Annotated in this window: 18 protein-coding genes; 5 read left to right on the forward strand and 13 right to left on the reverse strand. The window is 60.3% G+C overall.

Annotated features, from left to right (window positions below):
* Positions 1–158 precede the first annotated feature (158 nt).
* The 4 genes from JAO74_RS16195 to gntA form a co-directional block, all read right to left on the reverse strand.
* Complete coding sequence (locus tag JAO74_RS16195; protein WP_199040522.1) at positions 159–965, reverse strand: helix-turn-helix domain-containing protein; 807 nt, start codon at positions 963–965, stop codon at positions 159–161.
* Positions 966–1,362: 397 nt separating this feature from the next.
* Entirely contained in the window at positions 1,363–2,343 is a 981-nt protein-coding gene (locus tag JAO74_RS16200) for a replication initiator protein A (RefSeq protein WP_233151100.1), read from the reverse strand.
* 251 nt (positions 2,344–2,594) lie between these two features.
* The gene (locus JAO74_RS16205; RefSeq protein WP_199040525.1) at positions 2,595–3,188 is read right to left on the reverse strand and encodes a DUF1989 domain-containing protein; all 594 of its coding nucleotides are present in this window, start codon (positions 3,186–3,188) and stop codon (positions 2,595–2,597) included.
* Positions 3,185–3,892, reverse strand: a complete 708-nt coding sequence (gene gntA, locus JAO74_RS16210; protein WP_199040528.1) for a guanitoxin biosynthesis heme-dependent pre-guanitoxin N-hydroxylase GntA — start codon at positions 3,890–3,892, stop codon at positions 3,185–3,187. The genes JAO74_RS16205 and gntA overlap by 4 nt, the downstream gene beginning before the upstream one ends.
* A gap of 197 nt (positions 3,893–4,089) precedes the next feature.
* On the opposite strand from gntA, the gene JAO74_RS16215 reads away from it, so the two are divergent.
* The 3 genes from JAO74_RS16215 to JAO74_RS16225 all read left to right on the forward strand — a co-directional run bounded on the left by JAO74_RS16215 (position 4,090) and on the right by JAO74_RS16225 (position 6,741).
* Positions 4,090–4,470, forward strand: a complete 381-nt coding sequence (locus tag JAO74_RS16215) for an antitoxin Xre/MbcA/ParS toxin-binding domain-containing protein (RefSeq protein WP_199040531.1) — start codon at positions 4,090–4,092, stop codon at positions 4,468–4,470.
* A gap of 52 nt (positions 4,471–4,522) precedes the next feature.
* Positions 4,523–5,185: an RES family NAD+ phosphorylase gene (locus JAO74_RS16220; protein ID WP_199040534.1), complete on the forward strand. Its 663-nt coding sequence runs from the start codon at positions 4,523–4,525 to the stop codon at positions 5,183–5,185.
* A 164-nt stretch (positions 5,186–5,349) separates the two neighbouring features.
* Positions 5,350–6,741 (forward strand): sugar transferase, encoded by a 1,392-nt coding sequence (locus JAO74_RS16225; protein WP_199040537.1) that lies wholly within the window; start codon positions 5,350–5,352, stop codon positions 6,739–6,741.
* On the opposite strand, the gene JAO74_RS16230 is transcribed toward JAO74_RS16225, so the two are convergent.
* From JAO74_RS16230 to JAO74_RS16270, 9 genes are all read right to left on the reverse strand, one after another.
* Positions 6,735–7,853 carry a glycosyltransferase family 4 protein gene (locus JAO74_RS16230; RefSeq protein ID WP_199040540.1) on the reverse strand — a complete coding sequence of 373 codons (1,119 nt, stop codon included), beginning with the start codon at positions 7,851–7,853 and terminating at the stop codon, positions 6,735–6,737. The two genes, JAO74_RS16225 and JAO74_RS16230, sit on opposite strands and share 7 nt — an antisense overlap.
* Positions 7,850–9,163: a hypothetical protein gene (locus JAO74_RS16235; RefSeq protein ID WP_199040543.1), complete on the reverse strand. Its 1,314-nt coding sequence runs from the start codon at positions 9,161–9,163 to the stop codon at positions 7,850–7,852. Before JAO74_RS16235 ends, JAO74_RS16230 begins: the two co-directional genes overlap by 4 nt.
* Positions 9,164–9,171: 8 nt before the next feature.
* On the reverse strand, positions 9,172–10,371 hold the full coding sequence (locus JAO74_RS16240) for a glycosyltransferase (RefSeq protein ID WP_199040546.1): 1,200 nt from the start codon (positions 10,369–10,371) through the stop codon (positions 9,172–9,174).
* A complete protein-coding gene (locus JAO74_RS16245; RefSeq protein WP_199040549.1) occupies positions 10,371–11,444 on the reverse strand; it encodes a hypothetical protein in 1,074 nt (357 codons plus the stop codon). Before JAO74_RS16245 ends, JAO74_RS16240 begins: the two co-directional genes overlap by 1 nt.
* A 116-nt stretch (positions 11,445–11,560) precedes the next feature.
* Complete coding sequence (locus JAO74_RS16250) at positions 11,561–13,723, reverse strand: GumC family protein (RefSeq protein ID WP_199040552.1); 2,163 nt, start codon at positions 13,721–13,723, stop codon at positions 11,561–11,563.
* An 18-nt stretch (positions 13,724–13,741) separates the two neighbouring features.
* On the reverse strand, positions 13,742–14,341 hold the full coding sequence (locus JAO74_RS16255; protein WP_199040555.1) for a polysaccharide biosynthesis/export family protein: 600 nt from the start codon (positions 14,339–14,341) through the stop codon (positions 13,742–13,744).
* 175 nt (positions 14,342–14,516) lie between these two features.
* Positions 14,517–15,809, reverse strand: a complete 1,293-nt coding sequence (locus JAO74_RS16260) for an O-antigen ligase family protein (protein ID WP_199040558.1) — start codon at positions 15,807–15,809, stop codon at positions 14,517–14,519.
* 155 nt (positions 15,810–15,964) lie between these two features.
* The gene (locus JAO74_RS16265; protein ID WP_199040561.1) at positions 15,965–17,689 is read right to left on the reverse strand and encodes a hypothetical protein; all 1,725 of its coding nucleotides are present in this window, start codon (positions 17,687–17,689) and stop codon (positions 15,965–15,967) included.
* Positions 17,686–18,630, reverse strand: coding sequence for a rhamnan synthesis F family protein (locus tag JAO74_RS16270; protein WP_233151101.1), 945 nt, complete (start codon positions 18,628–18,630; stop codon positions 17,686–17,688). The genes JAO74_RS16265 and JAO74_RS16270 overlap by 4 nt, the downstream gene beginning before the upstream one ends.
* A 187-nt stretch (positions 18,631–18,817) precedes the next feature.
* Here JAO74_RS16270 and JAO74_RS16275 point away from each other — a divergent pair, with 187 nt between their 5' ends.
* Together JAO74_RS16275 and JAO74_RS19180 are read left to right on the forward strand one after the other, a co-directional pair.
* Positions 18,818–19,696, forward strand: a complete 879-nt coding sequence (locus JAO74_RS16275) for a glycosyltransferase family 2 protein (RefSeq protein ID WP_199040567.1) — start codon at positions 18,818–18,820, stop codon at positions 19,694–19,696.
* Between the two features lie 173 nt (positions 19,697–19,869).
* Complete coding sequence (locus JAO74_RS19180) at positions 19,870–20,982, forward strand: glycosyltransferase (protein ID WP_199040570.1); 1,113 nt, start codon at positions 19,870–19,872, stop codon at positions 20,980–20,982.
* The last annotated feature ends 4 nt before the right edge of the window (positions 20,983–20,986 follow it).

Consider the following 20,986-nt stretch of genomic DNA (forward strand, 5'->3'; position numbering starts at 1 on the left):
GCCACATAGCCCCTTCATGCCGCTCGTTCAGGCCACGCCGGAAACCGCTTGATCCCCATAGGGAGCATGCGGCGGCGTAGCCGACGCTTTATGGTTTCAATTTAAATTTCGATCGTTTTTGTGTGTCGCATCTCAGCATGGACAATTTTTGTTGGCTGTCAGGCCAACTCCGTCCGAGTAGTTGAATCAGAATCTGTTAGCGGTTGCGGATTGTTTTGAGACTCACGCTCCAGACCATCGATCCGCTCACCCAGCCGGGCGAGCATCTTACCGAGCGTACCGCCCACCGTCGCTCTCGCCAGATCGCGACACGACAGGCTAGCCAGCATCGTCTGCGTCTCCTCGATCCGATCCGCCTCTCGCTGGATCTGATCGTCCGGCACCGGCGCAGGGCGCATCCAGCGCGGCAGATAGGCCATGACGATCTTCGGCAAGGCGGGGCGATAGACGTTCGACGTCTGCTTGTAGCGAGGGCCCGGCCCCTCCCCCTCGACGCGCTTGAACCGGCGCTGGCGGACGATGAAGCCGATCCCCTCGAGGATGTGGAGCGCACGGGCGATCGTCGCACGGCCGAGCTTCGTCGCCTCGGCCAGATAGTCGTAGCTGGGATAGACGCGACCGCGATTGAGGCGGGCGAGCGTCAGCATCTCCTCATAGACGCGCACCGCCCCCGCGGTCAGCGCCGCGATCGCGCGCTCTGTTCTGGTCAGATCGCGCGTGCCGGCGCGCGCCTCGCGGGCGAGCTGGCGACCGGCATCGAGCGTGCGCCGGGCCACACGCAGCAATCGGTCGGTCTCACCCTTGGCGGGCACGCTGAAGAACATGTCCTCGAAGGTACCGGCCTCGATACTGTCGCGCAGCACCGGCGCACCGGTACGATGCGGGGCGCCCGAACGCGCAGGCTTGCGCATGCGAACGCCGCGCAACGCCAGCGTCGCCGCTTCCCCCAGGGTAAACGCCGTCATCTTCCATCCCCTCATGGGCTGGGACCGGGACAAAAAGAGGGCGTGGCGCGAAACGCGCATCCTTGAACCGATGGTCGATCAGGGGTATCTGGAGGAAGTTGTTCTACTTCGGGTCGACGTTTGGCGACGTCGCTCCATCAAACCGGTCATCGTACCGGGGGATGCCCGGCCTTCGTGCCGGGCTTTCTTTTATGAGGTCACAGCCGCTCCGATTGCTGTGCCGGCATGACGCCGGCTGGAACCTTTACAATCGCAGGTAAAATCCAACATCGGAAGCGTTCACGGTTCGTGCTTTCGAGTATTAATGCCCGAAAAAGTTCGTGCTTTCGGGTATCAATGCCATCGAAAGTTCGTGCTTTCGGGTATTAATGCCATGCCGAGTTCGTGCTTTCGGATATCAATGCCCCGTGCGGATTGTCGCCGATACGAGGCCCGGCTCGCGTGATTCGGCCGTTGATTCGCTGGTGCCCTCTGACCCGTCCTCGATCGCCGGCGGACGGCGGGTGATGACGACGCGGACGGGGCTCGCCTTGCGGCCCGGCCGGGCGGCGCCGGTGTCGGGCTCGCCGATCGTCTCGACCAGATCGAGCCGGTAGTTGGGGATCGCATCGGTGCCGGCGATCTGCTTCAGCGCGCTGCGGAAATTGGCGAGCGGGTTCTGGTAGCCGATCTGAAGGCGGAAGGTGGCGAGGTCGATATCGATCCCCTCCCCGTCTCCCGCCGATCGCGCGACTTCATAGATGCGCCGCTCGATCGGGCCGAGCTGGAAATAGGCGGCCGCATAATCAAGCACATGCCGGTCGAGCAGGATCGCGCGGAACAGCCAGTCGCACAGCCGCACCTTCACCGCCTTCAGCCGGCGTTCGCCGGTGCGCGTCTTGGTATAATGCAGCTTCGCCTCGGACAGCCATGAAAAGAAGCCCTCCTCCCCCTCCCCGCCCGCTTCGATGTTGGTCTTGATCTGCGTGCCCTGCAGCCGCTCCAGCGCCTCGGACAACCGGCCATAGGACCGTGCCGAATGGTTGCTGCCGGTGACGTTGAACAGGTCGTGCGCGGTGAAGACGAAGTCCTGGTCGACCGCCTCGCCGGCATCCAGCTTGGCCGCCATCAGGCTGGCGATGTAGAGGACGATCTCCTTGTCATAGATCGTCGCGACGCCGCTGGCCGACGGGCGCACCTCGATCGACACCTGATCGGTCTGATAGGTGAGGGGCTTCATCCACCGCGTCTTGGCGAGCGCGAAGAAGGGGAACGCCATCAGCGACCGCTCGCCGCGGATCTCACCATAGAGCGGACTGTCGAGCAGGAAGAGTTCGCCCTGAGGAATGGCCATCGGCTTGCTGTCCTTGGGGCGTTTCGGCGCGGGCGGGCGGCTCATCGGTATTCATACTCGAAAGCACGAACTTTCGGCCTTCCATTGGGGGTCGCACAGGGGGAAGGGCCGCTGAAGGGGCGTCCATTCGTGCTTTCGAGTATGATTGGGTGGGCCGTGCTCATCACCCCATATACTCTGATCCGGGGCCTATCCGCAAAAACGGGAATGGTCGGCGATGGATCGATCGCGCGGGGAGTGAGGCAGTGATGGTCGATGATCCGACGTGTCGACACGACGACATCGCGACAGATCGACTATTCGTCGCTGCCGATCATGTAGTGGATCGGTTTGAACGTACCGCCATTGGAGTCCGGTGCCGAACAGGCGGTCAGGCCGATCACCAGTTCCATCGTCGCGCGAAAGACGATGCGGTCGCCCGCCTTGCTGATCGGGGGCAGGACCCGCAGCTTGCCCGTCTCCGCATCGATCGGCACGTTCATGAAGCAGTTGAACGCGGTCGGGATGCGATCGGGTACGATGCCATAGGGCTCCAGCGCCGCGGCCAGATTGCCGAAACAGCCACGATGCGGCGTCAGCGTCGGGTAGAAGTGATGGAAGGTGTCATAGGAGCAGGGCGTCAGCAGGAAGTCGTGCCGCCCGACATCGTCCGCCACGATCTCCAGCATCGGTTGCGAGCGGTTGGAATACAGGATGTGGCCCGTCGTCAGGTAGATCGTCTCGGCATAATCGAGCGTTCGGCCCGACGAGATGACCTCGTCGAGATCATCGGCGTTGAAGGCGAGGAGATCGGCCACCTGCTCGCCGCGCGGGTCGATCACGGTCAGCGTCTGTCCGCGCGCCAGGCGGAACGCGGTGCCGCTGCGCTCCGGTATCTCGGTCACGCTCATTCGGCCTGCCCCTGATACGAGAAGGGGCAACGCCACACCGGGTCGACCGCACGGCCGCTATACTGGCGCGCTTCGCTCAGTTCGCCGTGGCGCGTCAGCATCGGGTTGCGCGAGCCGGCGATCGCCTCGTCGCGGACCATGATCTTCTCGCGCATCGTTTCGTAGCGGCCCTGTTCGCGCAGGGTCGTGAACTGGTCGTGCAGGTTGAACACCATCGTCGGCCGCGCGAAGCGGCGGGCGGGGCGGCTGGCGTTGGGGTGGAGGCCGACGACGAAGAACGCCTCACCCCCGAAGCTCAGCGAGAAGTGCGGGCTGTCGGGATCGGCGCTGACGCGGGCGTCATAGTCCTGGCCGCGCCAGACGTCCTTGTCCGACAGCGACTGGATGCGGTCCCACAGCTTGCGCTCGAACGTCTCCTCGTCGAGCGTCACCGGCTCGTCGAAGACGACCGCGAAGCTGCGGAATAGGGCGGGGTCGGCACGGTACGCCGCGGCGAAGTGCAGCAGGCCGTCATGGATGCGGACATCGTCCCACGCGCTGTCGATGCGGTTGCACGACAACACCTCCAGCGTCCCCTTCGCCACCGCCGCCTTGGCGCCGACGCAGGGGAAGGTCGCCTCGGCGATATGGTCGAGCAGGAGGGCGTTGTGGGCGGCCTGATCCTTATGGCTCCAGGGGAAGAGCGGTGACTGATGGATAGGCATAGCGATGGAGGACGTTCGCCCGGCGCCGTTCGTTCCCTCTATTGCCGCAGGTTAAGCGGTATATGGATAAGTTCGCCATCTTCACGCATGTGCATCGGCTACATGTCCAAATGTATACGTGTCGACATACCTACATATGCTGATCGGGTTGTTTCCATAGAACGATAATGCTATATATTGTTCCAAGGAGCATGGACATGGCCACATCCGCACCCGCGCTGCACGATCCCGACGCCCCCCGCGTGTTGAGCGAGGCGGTGGGGCGGATCGCGGCGTTCTGGCAATTGTCGAACGCGCAGGCCGGCGCGATCATCGGCGTGTCGGGGCCGACCATGTCGCGGTTGCGGGCCGGGCAGTACCGGCTGGAACCGGGCAGCAAGCCGTTCGAGCTGGCCCAGCATCTGCTCCGCCTGTTCCGCTCGGTCGACAGCTGGCTGGGGCAGGACGACGGGTCGGCGCGATCGTGGCTGGCGACGCCGAACCTCGATCTGGGCGAGCGGCCGCTGGACCTGATCGCCACGGTACGCGGGTTGCTGAGAACCAGCGATTATGTCGATGCCTTGCGTGCCCGGATCTAGAGGGCCCGGATCTGAGGGGCCAGAATTTGACGGCCGACCCTATCGCGGCCGCGTGATCCGCATCGTCGAGGCCCAGCACCGCATCTCCACCAACCGGCTCGCCGCCACCAATGCCGACCAGGCGCTGCTCGAGGCACTGGCCGAAGAGGTGAAGCCGAGACTGCCCGATGCCGCGCAGCATCTGCCGTGGCTGCTCGCCTCGCCGTTTCGCTATGGTCTGGGGCGCCCGTCGCGGTTTCGCGGCGCCAACGTGCTGCCGGGCATCCTCTATGCCTCGGAAGCGATCGAGACCGCGGTGACCGAGACCGCATACTGGCGACTGGTCGGCTTCGCGCGATCGCCGGGGTTCCAGCGACCGCGGACACCGACGCCGATGTCGGCCTTTTCGGTGCTGGTCGCCACCCCGCGCTGCCTCGACCTGACCACCGCGCCATGGAGCAACCCGCCCGGCCGCTGGACCCACCCCGACGATTACGCCCCGACCCAGAAACTGGCGACACAGGCGAGGGCAGCCGCCATCGCCACGATCCGCGCGCCCTCCGCGCGGCTGGCGGGCGGGATCAACCTCGCCGTCCTCGACCCCGCCGCGCTGGTCCCGCCACCCCGCCCGCATTCCAGTTGGGCCTTCCTCGCAACCGACGAGGGCCTGCTGGCGACGCGCGAGATGAGCGATCAGGCGATGCGGTTCACGGCGGAGGGTTTCGGGATCATGTGAGCGCTCAACTTACCATCGCGTACATGGTACAATGAACCGTCGATCGTGTGATGGGTGGTCCAAACAGCACTTTCCAATCTCAATTCTCACCAGCCAGCATCATGCCTCGACCTTGGCAACGCACAGGATTATTACGGCACAATGCAATTCCCGGTTCGATCAATATGAACGTCATCCACCCGATCGATGCACGCATCGGTTTTACGCCTCTTCTTGTTCGTGACAAGAAAGTTACCCGACTGCATTGCTACTTCCTGCTTGCGTTGAGCGATGTGGCGGCAATCGGAATATCATTCGTCGTCGCGAATTATTTGGTCAGCCTTACGGCCGCCACGCCGATCGAACATGGCTTCATCATGTTGGGCGCAATCCTACCGCTGTTTGCGATACAGGCAGGCACCAACGGCACCTATGGCGCCGCCACGCTCGACGACGCCAATCTCGGCGCGCGCCGTGCCGCGCGGGCCTTGACTATCGCCGGGGCCGTGGTGCTGCTGATCGCCTATATGCTGAAAGCCAGCGCCGCCTTTTCGCGCGGCGTGTTCGCAATTGGCTTTGTCGCATCGTTTGTGCTGCTGATTGTTGCGCGCAAACTGCTCCGGCCTCGCATCGCCCGCATGCTAGCTGGCTCCGCTCACACGACGATCGTGATCCTAGATCAAGTAGCCTATCAACCGCAGGAGTGCGAAATCATCCTGACAGCAGGCGATCTGGGTTTCGACCCGGAAACAAACGATCCACGCGCCTATCATGACCTTTCGCACGCCATCGCACATGCCGATCGAATGATCGTCGCCTGTTCGCCGAACCGTGCATCAGCCTGGGCGCCGGTACTGCGTACGCTGGCGGTGGACGGCGAAATATTGACCGATGTCAGCGACAAGGTTGGAGCAATCGGCATGCGCCGCCTGGGTGATCGGCGTACGCTGATCATCAACTACGGACCGATGACCTTTTCGTCACGGGCAATGAAACGCATGTTTGACATCGCATTTTCGATCGGCGCCATCCTGATTCTTTCGCCTATATTATTGGGTACTGCGATTGCCATTCGCTGGGAAAGTCGTGGTCCCGTGTTTTTCCGCCAAGAGCGGATTGGGCGCGGCAACCGCATCTTCCGGATCTTCAAGTTCCGCAGCATGTATGCGCATGCAACCGACGAGCATGGCGCGACGCTCACCCAGATCGGTGATGCGCGCGTCACCAGAGTAGGCGGCTTTATCCGCCGCACCTCGATCGATGAACTGCCGCAGCTTTTCAACGTGCTGAAAGGCGACATGAGCATTGTCGGTCCCCGACCGCATGCGCTGGCGGCCAAGGCGGCCGATCTCCTATATTGGGATGTAGATACACGCTATCGTCAGCGTCATGTCATCAAGCCGGGCATGACGGGTCTGGCACAGGTGCGTGGTTTCCGTGGCAATACGCATCATGTCGAGGACCTGACGAACCGGCTTCAAGCGGATCTTGAGTACGTAGCGACATGGTCGCTACAGCACGACTTGGCGATCATCTTCCAAACGATGAATGTGATGCGGCATAGCAACGCCTATTGATACGCCTGACTTCCACCCGCCAAGGCACTGTTGAGAATGTCTGCGGTGTGTGCGCCAGCCTTGTCCCATGTAAAGCCCTCCGCGATCACGCGATTACGAGCGGACACCGCATTCTGCCAATCGCCGGCTGTTTCGCACCCAATCGCCATAGTGCGGATCGCCTGTATCCATCCTTCTCTATCGTCCGGATCGACAAAGGGAATCAATGCGCCGGACGCGACCTCGACTAGGGAAGGAGCTGTGGAAGAGATCACTGGTGCTCCCGCCCGCATCGCTTCGAGCAGTGGCAGCCCAAATCCCTCATAACGCGATGGCACCAATACAAAACCGGCACTGGCGTAAAGCGCGTCGAGATCGGTGTCGCTGATACCACGAAGGATATGGACGTTCGCGATCCGCTCCGCCTGTTCGGTCAGATCAATCGATGAACGCAGATCATCGCTCGGGGTGACGAGGGTGAGTTGCCAATCTTTGAGATTGGCCTCCCGCCACGCATCCAGCAGCAATGGCAGGTTCTTGTGCTTCTTTGCTGCGGCAACGGCCAATGCGGTCTTGCCGCGCTTATGCCCCGACGCCATGACAGGGGGAGCGCCGACATGATCAATGCCAAGATGCACCACGCTGGATTTTCGGGGCGTCCCCACCGCTTTTTCGAACACACGCGCACTGAAGCGGCTGTCGAAAATAATATGTGCGGCATCACGTCTGACCTTGCCAAAGGTACGCGCGGCGGCAATCCGCTTCATAGCCGATGCGGGAAAGCTTGGCTCAAGATGGATGAGATCGTGAACGGTCGTCACGAACCGGCCCGACCATCGTAGCGGCACCCAGTAATTTGTGAACCAAGTAAGATCGTATTCACGCGCCAATCCCGGCAGCTTCGTCTGCTCGCCCAGCGAGAATGATCCGATGGGTGTAGCCTTTACGGTGACGTTGCTCCAGTCTGCCGCGAGGATGTTTGCCCGCTCTGCGTCAACGGGGGAGATCAGCAGCGTGAAGCTGACCGACGGCATTCGGGCCGCAACGCTTGGAACGATATTACGGACATAGCGACCAATCCCCGATCCCCAGGGGAGGCGCGCATCGACCAAAATGCGAGGCATTATCGTCATGTCCTGGCCCCGTGCCGATTACCGGCTGGCAGCTGTGACACCCGGCCGATCGGCACCAGCGCCGTAACCGTAGAACGATGTACTTTTTCAATCGACAGCGCACCCAGCGCCATGCCCATCACAATCCAGGGATAGGCGAAGTTAAGCTGCACACCGAACAGTGCCGCCAACAATGGATAAGCACTAAGCAAAAATATCCACGCCCGCGATCGCAGCGCCATCAGCAGCGGGTACGCATAGATATAGAGTACGAATATCGTCATGGGTATGCCGAGTTCGGCTAGGTAGCCAAGCAACCCCAAGCCGTGCAGATCCCAGACCTCGGTTCGCGGCAGGCCGAGCAAAATGTCAGGATCGTTGCGGACAAGGCTGTAATTGCCGATCCCGACGCCAAGGATGGGATGCGCCTCGACGATCCGTGGCAGCAACACCGACCCCATTAGCCGGCCATTGACGAGATTGCCGTCCGTGGACCGCTCATAAGCTTCGCTGCGAAAGTTGACGAGGTTCGAATAATACCCGTTCAGGCCCTCGACCAGATTGCTGGCGATCGCGATCGGCAGGATCAACGCTACGGCCACGAAGATCAGGCTGGCGCGGCGCTGCTGAAGGAAACCAAGAGACGCAAGGAGCAGGATCACCAATACCGCCGCCTTGGATTGCGAGCCCACCACCGCGAGCACGATGATTGCCATGCTGGCCCTATAGCTACCCCGGGAAATATAATGGAGCATGGGGCCACGGATATATTGCACCAATGCGCCACCCGCCAGATAGACACCCAGCGGACCACCCTCGTTGAAAAAACCACGTACGCGTGGAATCCTAGAACTCAATGTAATCCCTGGCAACTCCAGTCCGGCGAAATGCATCCCGAAGCAAAAGACACCCCACATGGCATTTGCGATCGCAGCCCAGCCGAAAGCCATCAGTATCAGCTTGAGCTTGCGCGGATCGTCACGGATCGCAAGTGCGACGACGAACAGCGAGCAAACCGAGATCACAACCTCGATCAGCCGGGCGATGGTCGCAAAGGGCGGCTGCTTCAGCAGCCCGATATCGCTGGGTGGATAGAAATTGAGCCGCAAGGACATGAACGAGCCGCATGCGATCAGTGTGATCATCAGGATCACCCGCGGCAGCAGATTGATGATCACACCCGGACCCTCGATCCGCGCCTGTTGCTGCGGCTGGAGAAAGGACAACATGAGCGCGCCCACGATGGCGAACTCAACGCTTTGAATGTCGCCCAGTCTCAGATCGGTAAACCCGCTGAGGAACGCGATGACTGCGGCAAGACCAAGAAGCATGACTTACCCTATGCCGTGCGCAAGGAAGATGGGGACGCGATCGATATGCCATGATCGAGTAGTACACGCGTCATTCCTGCCATGAACGCCTGCTTGCCGAACCGCGCGGCGTTGGCGATGCATGCCGGGCTGCATGTCTCTGCCAAGCCTGACGCTTCAAATGTCCGAACAGCTTCGGTCAGACCTTCAGTGTCGTCGTTCTGGTATAATATTCCCGTCTTTCCAGGCAGCACCGTCTCCAGCGCGCCACCCCGTGCAAGGGCGACGACCGGCCGGCCGGACGCTTGGACCTCGACTGGAACCATGCCGAAATCCTCTTCACCAGGAAAGATCAAAGCACGACATTGGGCCATATGATCGCGCAGGACGTCAAACGATGCTTTGCCCAGAAAGGTAATGTTGGGTCCGGCGCGCTGCCTTAACCGGTTGAGTTCTTCCCCCCCTCCGATCACGACCAGCGGCAGGCCGAGCGTGTTGAAGGCATCGATCGCGACATCGGGCCGCTTATAAGCCACCAGTTCTCCGCACCAAAGATAGAAATCATCAACCGTCGCGGGTTTTGTGGTCGCGAAGGCGTCGACATCCACCGGCGGGTAAACGACCGTCGCATCGCGACGATAGGCTTGTCGCAGACGTCCAGCGACAAAGTTGGAATTGGCAACGAAGGCGTCCACCCGCAACGATGATGCAGCGTCCCAGATCCTTAGATAATGAGCGACCAACGGCATTAACATCCGTGTTAAAAAACCAGCCCGCCCACGGTAAAAATGATACTTATCCCAGATATAGCGCATCGGCGAATGGCAATAGACGATCTGTGTCGCTCCCGGATGCAGGATCACACCCTTGGACGGTCCCGCCTCGCTGCAAATGACGAGATCGTAGTCGGACAAATCGAGCGCTTCGAGCGCCAGTGGCATCAATGGCAAATATCGTTGATACCAGCGTATGGCACGCGGCAACCGGCTGATGAAAGTGGTTTGGATGCGATGCCGCTTCAGCCTGTCGGACAGCCGCTCCGGCGCGACAACATGGGTGTAGATGTCAGCGTCCGGAAACAAATCACCTAGCGCTTCAAGAACACGCTCCCCACCGCGCATGTTGACTAGCCAGTAATGGACGAGGGCAACCCGGCGGGGCGACCTGGGTAATGCCGCCACCATCGACTGCGGAAATTCACCTTCGATCGAGGCAGACACCCCGGTCATCAGCCGATCCGATCAAGCCGGATCGTCCGCAACACGACAGACGCCGACGACGATCCTGTCTGCGTCAGGCCATATAACTCAAGCTTGGGAAAATCGCATGTGACGCGACCAACGCTGACCAGCTGCATATGCCCTGTCGCACGGGGATTAGCCGGATCGAGCTGCGTCATCTTTCCGCCGGGACAGGCGAGGCGAAAACCAATCCGGTCGGCGATCATCGACATCGGTGTATCGCCTGTCACGTCCAGTTGATAACGACCTGCACGTCCACTTGTCAGCTGACTAACGAACAGCGGCGCCCCGCGGCCGTTCCAGTCGATACTGACGAAGCTGCCGCGATCATCATGGTTCGCATCGGCGAAATAACCGCTGCCGCTGGCCAGCTGCCATTCGAATGGAACCGGGAGTGCATCTGTGGCTATTGGCAAGGATGCGATGGCAAAATTGGTGTCAGCAAGCGGGGTTGCGACTGTGCCGGCCTGTGCCCGCCAGAGATCGAAAGCTTGCGCTGTCCGACCCACCCCCGTTAGCTTGGCTAGGATGGGAGCGACTTCGTTGCGGGTCAGCCGGTCACCGCGGCGCTGGATAGCGCGCATGACAAGGTATCGTCCCTCGATCTGATCCGGTTTCGAGAGATCCGAGGCTGACATGAAATAATAGCGCCGCCACGGCGGACGGGTCGCAAGCCGTTGAATCAATAGATTTCGAAATGCCGGATCGGTCGTCATCAAATTGAGGACAGGATAAATCTGACCAAGCAACTTCTCACGACGGAGAAGGGCATCCATCGTATCCATGACTAACGATAGATCACCCGTCGTGCCGGCCAGCCACAATAGATTTTGAAGCGCCGTCGTACTCCGCCATCCTAGCTGACGCAGTAACATGATATTGCTCGCGGCACCGTTCAGGTTTCCTGTCGCGCGTATTTTTGCGGCAATCACCCCGTTGACTACCTGCTGATCAAGTGGATCGGCGGCTAGCGCGGATACGTTGGCGAGCGCTTTTTGGCCAAGCGGTGGTCCGCCCGACGGCGCACCCACCAGATTGGTGCCGTTGCCCGTCGTCAGCAAAGCAACTCGCCGTGTCATGCCGACAAAATATATCAACGCGACAACTAGCGATGTGGCAAGAACAAGAGGAAACAGCGCCCGCCGCCCCAATAGTATGTTACCGGTCCTCATCGACGTCACGATTCGTACCGGTACTCGTAGGCGTAATCGTTACCATAACCATAACCGAGACGACCGGGATTGTACTTAGTAAGCAACGCGCCGGCTAGATTGCCTCCGCCACGACGCAAACGTGCCAGCGCATTGGTGGCGCCACGGATCGAGTTGCGTCCGGCTTCAATGACGAAAACGGTTGCTTCAACCTCGCTCGACAGGATGACGGCATCGGCGATGCCCAGCACCGGTGCCGAGTCGATCAGTACCACGTCGTACCGGCCGGTGAGTTCCGTCACCATCTTCATGAATTGCGGACTGTTCACCAATTCGGACGGATTGGGCGGGATGTCTCCGGCGGGAAGTAGAAACACGCCATTACCCTGCGGCGACTGGACGGCTTCATGCGCCGGCAGCAATCCGGCAAGTACCCCACTCAAGCCATTCTGATTCTTGACGTCGAACAGCCGGTGCGCATTCGGACGACGCAGATCCGCGTCGATGATGAGCACCGTCTTGCCGAGCCTTGCTAGGCTGAGTGCAAGCGCATGGCACGACGAGGACTTGCCTTCGCCCGCCTGACTCGACGTGAAGAGCACCGTCTTGGGCATCCCTCCCTCAGACAGGGCAAGCGCGGTTCGCACGCTGTTGAACGCCTCGCTGACCGACGACTTGGGATCGGCCATCTCGCCACCGATATCGTCGGTGTCGGGTACGCTGCCGAGCAGCGCAAGACGAAGGCGGTCGGTGACGTCATCGGGAATGCGGACCGCGTCGAACAGCTGCTCGCGCAGAACCACGCAGACGAACGACAGCAACATACCGATGAAGATGGCAAGCGCCAGGATCAGTGGCAATTTGGGCCAGGACGGTCCTTCGCTGATCTGTGCCTGATCGACGATGCTGAGGTTGTTGGTCTGAACGCCCGCTTCCGCATTGAGCGAGTTGAAGCGGCGCAGGAGAGAGTCGTATTGCTGGCGGCTGGTATCGGCTTCGCGACGCAGGATCGAAAGCTGAATGCCTTGGCTTTGCTCATCCAGGGTGGTGCTCTTCAGCTGCTCGATCTGACGGGCCAGCGTCTGTTCGCGACTAAGCGCGATATCGTACTGGCTTTTGACCGTATCACGGATGTTGCGCGCGATCGTAGCGATCTGGCGGTCATATTCGCGACTTTGAGCGGACGCTTCCAGCACCGTCGGATAATCCGCCTGACGAGTGCTGAGCTGCTGACGATACGTGGCGGCAGATTGCGCACGCTGCTGGAGCAGTGACTGCACCGCAGGATTCTGTAGAACCTCCGGTATCTTCAGATCCGGCATCGCCTGAGTGCGCTGCCACTTCTGTTCGGCACCAATCCGGTCCGAAAGAGCACCCGAATAGGCTTGGTTGAGCTGGATCAACTGCGCCGACAAAAGCGACTGGGGAGTGCCAGCAACGCTGCCCGCTGCGTTGCTGGGATCAACCAGTCGAAGTCGACGCGCATAACCAAGCGCCTGCCGCTCCGCTCGCTCGAGCCGCTGCTGCGCTTCGCCCAGCTGATTGCGCAGAAAGTCGAGCGCATAGGTGGAACTGTCCGCCTTGCGCGATAGATTGTTACGGATGAAAGCGTCAGCATAGGCATTGGCGACCCGCGCCGACAGCCGTGGATCGGGACTAACGAACGTCAGCTCGGCGATGCGCGTATTGCCGGTATATTCGACATCGACATGGGCGATCAGCGCCTGTTCCACCTGCTCACGGTGGATCTGTTGAAGCGACTGGTTAGGCGTTCCCTTTTCGGCGGGCTCGATCTTCATCGCCTCCAAAAAGGCATCACCCCGGTAAAGACCCAGGCTCTCGGCGACGGTCGCGGCTACGCCACGGCTACGAATGATTTCCAGCTGGGTCTGTAAAAACCGCTCGGTATCGTTCTTGGAGGACGCACCTTCACGATCCGCCTCGGTGCCTAGCACCTTCTCGGCTTCCTGACGGACCTCGATCGAAACCTCGCTTTTGTAGAGCTTGGTGGCGAGCAGGGAGTAGGCGATGGCGACGCCGATGCACGCCGCCATGATGATTCCGATCCAGACACGTGAGCGATAGACGCCAGCCCAGATCTCTCGCAGGCTGAACGCCTTGGTGCCATCGGCCGGACGTTGGTCCAGCGGGATTTCGAAGCCCGCGTCGGGGGCCGTGGTGAACTTCATTTATGACGATCCGTCAGGTCAGCGCAACGCGACGAACACGGCCGCCGCGCTGGGGAGGGTGGTCACGATATCACGGAAGAAGGCGGCAGCACTATTGTAACCGACAACGACGGTGTCACGCTGCCGCAGCTGGAAATCGGGTGCTTGGCCAGTCCTGATATCGTTCATATCGAACCGGGCGGCGTAACGCTGTCCGTTGATGTCACGAAACACCACGATCTCGTTCATCTTGGCGAATTGTGCAGCACCACCGGCGACCGCCAACGCCTGCGACAGCATCAGACGTCCGGGAATGTCGTAGATGCCGGGTTTGATCACCGCGCCATCAACGGTCACGGTATAGTTGGTTGCGGTTACCACCGATACCGCGGTCCGCGCGTTGCGCAGATAGCGCGTGTTCAGGCGTGCGTTGATGTCGTTCGCCAGCTCTGCTGCGGTCTTGCCCGAAGCAGGTAGCGTACCGATTAGAGGCATGGCGATCGTCCCGCCACTGGATACCGGCAACTGTTCGAACGTAAGACCAGGTTCGTTGAAGACGGAAACCATCAGAATATCGCGCGGGCCGATCTGATATTCTTCCAGATCAACAGGGCGGGGAGCAGGGGACGCGACCGTCACGGCAGGAAAGGCGGCCGCTCCGACTGGAAGATCGGAACGAGCGCCACAAGCGGAGAGAAGGGCAGCAACACTGACTACCGTCACGCACCTGACAATCACCGATTATTCCCTTGGTGTAGGATCGGAAGCATAAGCGCTTTTCCGATCGGAAAATGCAAACGCCGCTCCCTACCGCTCAAGTCCGTTGCCTACGACGCACAAGACCTGTCGAAGCGGTCAGATCGCCGCGTATAACCAATATCATAGCAAGGGCAAGGATCGGCAGTACTGCCGGCCTCCTTAGCGGATAATCCACCCCGCTATGAACAGCGATTAACACCAGGATCAGCGCGCCGCAGAGCAGGGGCAGGCGATTATCGTACTCTGCCTGCCGCCAGACGCCCACGCCGCGCCATATCAGCCCTCCGATCATCATGAGAAAGATACCTACCCCCGGCAGACCCGTTTCCAGTAACAGCTGCGGATATTCATTATGCAACTGGTTAACGAACGTCGGCTTCACCCATGCCAGATTCTCGCCAACCGCATATAGCGTGCTGAAGCTGCCGATTCCGGACCCGAACAGCCAGTAGCGTTCGATCAACGGACGGCTGGTCCGCAGGAACTGCCAACGCAAATCCTCGTCCACCGCATTGAAACGACTGAACACCTGCTCGAAAGCGGACGAGGTGCTGACCAGTATGATGCCCCCGACGACCACGGCAACGATTCCCGCGATGTAGATCGGCTTGATCGCGCGTACGTAGAGGCTGCCGAGCAATAGAACGGCCATGACGCCCAGACCGATGCCGGCACGGCTGTTCGTCGTGACGAGCGCCACCAGCACGATGCCAGCGTAAAAGCCCAACCACGTACGCGCTCCCTGGGGCTGTACGCGCGAGCCAAAGAGATAGGCAGCGATTGGCAGGGAAGCGGCGAGTACAAGCGCCGCATGGTTCTTGTTCGCATAGAAACCAAGCAGCGCGCCATGATCCGCCGCGGTGTGAAAACGCAACACCTGTCCGCCCGACGCGACCTGCACCAGACCGATCAGGATATTGAGGCCGATCAGACCGAAGATCAGCCAGACCACGCGGCGAAAATCCTTAGCTGGCAACACCAGGAGCAGCGTGACCAACGCGACGAAAGCGATGGCGATCACGACGGTGCCGGCGGTAAACAGCGGCGTGACGCTAAGCGGTTGCCAGCTGTCCGCCAGCCCTGCGAGCGTCAGCATGCGGACCCGCAGCTCCTGTCCGGGCAGCATATGCCATATCGACGGTGGTAGCGGCACGATCTGGAGCAGCGGCAGAAGCGCGACGCCGGCCAGGCCGATGCGGAAAGCCAATGGCTGATTCTGCAATGCCGTCCGTTCATCGGAGACGGTAAGGGCGCCCAGCAGCAACAGTCCCGCAATGCCGATCAGGATGGTCGCTACGATACTGGGGATCGGACCTCCGAATACCATCATGACAATGACTGCCAGCATGGCGATCCCGGTCCTGCCCGGCCGACCACGCATGGCGTTCACATTGCGCAGTAAGGCGGCAATTCCCCTTGGCTGGCGGTGTCCACCATGGCCTTTTCGACGGCCGTCCGTACGACTACGCGTGCGCGATGGACCTAGTGCTGCACTCACGTTCATCAACCCCTGATATCCAACTGCACCGGTCGCCAAGCACCGGCGCCATAACGCCAGCCGATCACCATACGTCCCGTCTTAGCCAACTGGTCGTCGGTTGTCGCTAAATTGACGCTCCATGCCCCCGGCGCCCCCGGCACGCTGGGCGCTCCCCAGCCGGATACAGCCCCTTTCACCACGGCATTGTCATCGGCACGGACATCATGAACGGGACCACGAACTGTAAGATTGCCCGTTATCATGCCCGTGAGACGTAGTGCTACATTTTGCAGTACGACGTTGCCTTCGACCCGCGACGAAGCATCCACCTCTATTGTCTGATCGGCGCAAGCCAAAGTGCCGGCCGCCGGAACCAGCTGACTGCCGTTGCGAAGACGCAACGCACGCAATCGACCCGCGCCTGAAATGGTCCCGCTGGCAACCCGCGTAGCGCTCAACGACAATTCACCCTGATCGCTACCACGCTGGGGAACAAGTTCCCTCACGATACAGCCCGTCAATGTCGACGATATACCCGGCGACATGAAGCCGACCTCCAATCGGTCGATCCGACAACCCGACAAGTGCCAGTCGCCGCCCATGCCGTTCACCGACACCACGCCACCGATAACGTTGACGATACCATTCTGGTTTGATGCCGGTTGCAGGACGGCACCGGGATTATGAAAGTTTACGGACCCGCCGCTCGCATCGACAGTGACGGGAATTCCACCTTCAGCGCGCAGATTGCGGAAATCGGTCTGATTGCCCGTCACTGTCAGGGTGGCCTCGGCCGGGTTCATCGCGGAGAGCCGAACCGAATCGTACGTGCACGCACCACCCAGCAGCCAGGTCAGCACACCCTTGTGTGCGATCGACCGCTCGCTGTGGATTTTAACGAAGCTGCACGACAGCGCACCGGGATCCACCCGGATCGCGCCGCCCACCGCCTGCTCGACGTGGATGCGCGTCCATGTCGTCTCGTTGCAGGTGCGACGATCGTCGCCGGCGATCTCAAAAGCATAAATACCATCGCGACCACACCGCTCGACGCTTACCGACAAAAAGGTCGAATCCCAGCATTGCGCATGCCGGACGCCAAAGCCGGCCAGATTGTTGACGCGTACCGACCTCACCGTGGACATGGCAAACGGCTCGTCATCGGAACCGAAGGCGATGCCGTTGATCCTTGGCCGCCGATCGTCCACAATCCGGCCGTCTTCTGGAATACCGATCGTTCCGTCACCGGTCACCGTGACGCAGAAGTCGGCAACACTGCCAAGCACGGTCAGAACCGTGTATCCCGTACCAGATGCCAGAAACCCAGGCGCCCCCGCCGCCCCGTAACTCGCCGGTTCGAACACGATACCTACCCCCCGGCTTTTCAGGGGACCGGTGATGCGGACGATGAGTGCGCCGAAATAGGCAATACGCCCGCCCGTGTTGGCGCAAAGATCAAGGAAGGCCTGTACGGCGCGGGTATCGTCCGTCCGACCATCACCGACGATGCCGTGTGCCTGTGCAAACAATGGAAGGGCGGCAACCACCAAGGCAAGGTTGCCGTCTTGTGTTCCCACGCCTTCCGCCCCGGTTGGTTTCGCCAAATCGGCCAGGGAAGCGAGCGTCCGTACGGGGCCGGTGTTCGCCTTCGCACTCGATTGCTCGCCGACCAGCGGCAATGTCAGCGCAGCGCCCGCCCTGCCCAACAGCGTGCGGCGACTGGGCAGAGCAGAATTGTCCTGTGTCATTCTTCCACCTTGGTGTCGGCGGTCCCGGAGAGAACTATCTCGTCCACCGGATGCCCCAAAGAACGCAGCCGGTCAGGCACCTCGTCCGGACCGTAGAAGCGTGCATTCTTGCCAAGAAGGGACCGCTTCAGGAAAGGAAATCCGGCATTGAGCAGTGGCAGCGCGGCGAATACACTGGGATCGCCTGCCCGCCGATTGTCGGCATACCAGAGGGATCCCACGGTCATCGACCGCGCGGCCTGTGCCGCAAACCGCGATTCCCGGCTGTACACCGCATCACGATAGGTGTCGGACGCACTATGACGGGGAAAAATGGCGCGGAGGCGACGAAGCCGGCCCCGCGTGCAGTTCTTCAGATGAAAAGCATAGGACTGAATATGGTTTTCGAGTTCAGCCGATGCAGTGAAACCGGTCAGATCCCAGCGCATCGCGGGCCAGAGACTGTCCAACGGAACAAACGGACCGAATACTGAATCGTTCAGTACGAACACGTCCGCGCCGGAGCTGCGTTCGGCCACCTCGTGCAAGGCCAATGCGTAGGCGGAAAAGTCGAATCCGCCTAATCCTTTCCAGTAAAGCGCATCTGCCTGATGGTGGAGTTCGGCAGGAACATCACCGTCCGGGGTTGCGCAGATGACAGCGAGGCGAGCATCGGCAGCGTGGAGCCGCTCCAGCGTATAACGGTGCGCAGCGGTAAGGCCGCCGCTAGGCAAATAAATGAAATAGACGATCCATCGCGGCGCCGGCGTGATCGGGATCAGCGCGCGGCTGGCGGGCGCCGGCACCCGGCCACGCATCACGAGCAGACGAATCAGGATCGTCACACCATCGGGCATCGAACGGCGGAAACTCCAGTTGCGCTCCAGCGCCTCGATGCCGACCCGCCGGTACACGGGCGGACGCTGGCCCAATGCCCGGTATATTGCTCGTTTCAATCTCATCAGTTTTTCTGACCGCAATGGCACCGACCATGAAGATAAGCGCGCGACAGCATTTCACACGGAGCTCGCGCACAAGGCACCCCGGCAGAAGAATGGTTGGCCGTAGAAAGCAACATGCCTATTGGCAAGCTTCTGCAATGCCAGCGCACCCCCTCCGCACGCATGCCCATCCAATCAGGCCATCTGCATGAACGTTGTCGTCACCATCACCTACAATGCCCGGAAATACGGCATTCTGGATGCCTTTTTTGCCAGTATGGAGGCTCAGGACGATCGGAATTTCCTGTTACTGGTTATCGACAACGCCTCAACCGACGGCACGTCGGAGTATCTGCAAGCGCTGAATCTTCCTAATTTGCGGCTGATCCTGAACGAGGAAAATGTCGGTTTCGGTCGCGCCTGCAACCAAGGCATCGCCTTTGCGCGCGAGGCGGGTGCCGAGCACATTACCTTCATCAACAATGATGTGGAATTTGGACCGGATCTGATCGGTGGCATGGTCCACTCGCTCGAAGAACAGGACGCAGCGGTGCTTTCGCCGCTTATCACTCCCTTCGACCAGCCAGACCATATCTGGTTCATCACAGGCAGCTTTCGCTGGCGTCGCGGGCTCATCCCCTATCACAACAAGATCTGGCAACCACGATCCGCTGCATCGTCCGACCGGATACAGAAGAACGATTTCGTCACCGGTTGCTGCATCGTTTTTCGGATGAGCGTTTTTGATGTCATTCCCGGCTTCGACGACCGCTTCTTCGTATACTGGGAAGATGCGGATCTCAGCATGGAAATGAAGAAGAGGGATATGAAGGCGGTGACCGACACGTCGCTCGTCTGCCGACACAAGGTAAGCATTTCAACCGGTGGGTCCTTCAGCGCCTTTTCGGTCTATCATGCCACACGTGGCCACCTGTTGTTCGCGCGCAAGCATTACGGTGTAATCATACTGGCCTATGTGATGCCGGTAATCGTCGCGAAAATGATCTTGAACCTGGCGCGCAGGCGCATGCGCCTGCGCGAAATCCGGCCATGGTTTCAAGGTCTCCTGTCTGGCCTGTTCGACTAGCCATTGTGAGTGGGGTCCCGCCCGGCTAATTCGCCTGCGATGACGCAGACTTTGCCCTCCATCGGGACCCTTGGTATCCGACCCGTTGCCCGCGTCGCATCCATCACGAAAGCCACCTGTGGGTCGGGCATCGGTACGGCAATGCAAGCGGCCGTATCTGGCCGGGTCCTTAGGTGACGGCCGATCCGATCCGTATCGCGATCGATGCACGCCCTTTTACAGGCGCGCCGTGCGGTTATACCATCTATCTTGGTTCGATCCTGCAATCGCTGCGTACGGCCGGCTTCGACCTGACATTGCTCAGCAATCAACCTCTTCTGCCGCAATATGACGAGGCTGCGGCACTTGAGACGCGAGTGTTCGGCAGTGCGGGTTCGCTACGCTGGGAGCAGTATGATCTGCCACGATATCTTGTCGAGGCTCGACATGACCTCTATTTTTCCGGCGCCAATCGCGGCATTCCGCTCCGCAAGACCGCAGGCACCCGCTACGTACTGGGACTTCTCGATGTTATTCCCTATCTATTCTTTAGAGAATATTATCTGCGCCGTTGGAAGACATTGCTGACCCGGCCAAAGAACAACGTCGAGACGATCGCTCAATTGATCGCAGTCGCGCGAGCCGATGCCATCCTCACGATCTCGCAACAAAGCGCTAGAGACATCCACCGCATCTTTCGACGCCGTGACGTCACTGCTCTTTTGATACGGCTGAAAGATGCCGGACAGCGGCCTTCAAACCCGCTACGGCACCAGTTCGTCTATATCGGTGGCATCGACGCCCGCAAAAAAGTGGATGTGCTGCTACATGGCTTCGCACGGTTCGTCCACCACCACCCCGGATATCGTCTTGTGCTGGTCGGTTCAAACTATACCGCTCTCGCACCATTGATCGCGGATCTTGGCCTCGACGCGCATGTGGAGTTGACCGGCTATGTCGATCATCTCACCAAGTTTCAGATTTTGAGCGAAAGCGTGGCGATGGTCTACCCCTCTCTTTACGAGGGTTATGGGATGGCGATTGCAGAGGGTTTCCAAGCTGGCATTCCGGTTGTGGCAGGACGCGGCGGATCGCAAGAGGAAATAGGGGGGGCCGGTGTGCGGCAGATCGATCCCTTATCCCCCGGTGACATCGATGCCGCGATGCAGGAGATGCTTGATCCCGAAGTCCGCATTGACTGGATTAGGCGTGGGCAGCTTCAACTCGGCCATCTTACGGACCCGGCGATCGAGAATGAGACCATTGCCTATTTTGCCGAGCAGGGCCGGCTGGCTCGCCTGCGATAGACGC

It is taken from the genome of Sphingomonas mollis (assembly GCF_016427505.1).
GTDB lineage: Bacteria > Pseudomonadota > Alphaproteobacteria > Sphingomonadales > Sphingomonadaceae > Sphingomonas > Sphingomonas mollis.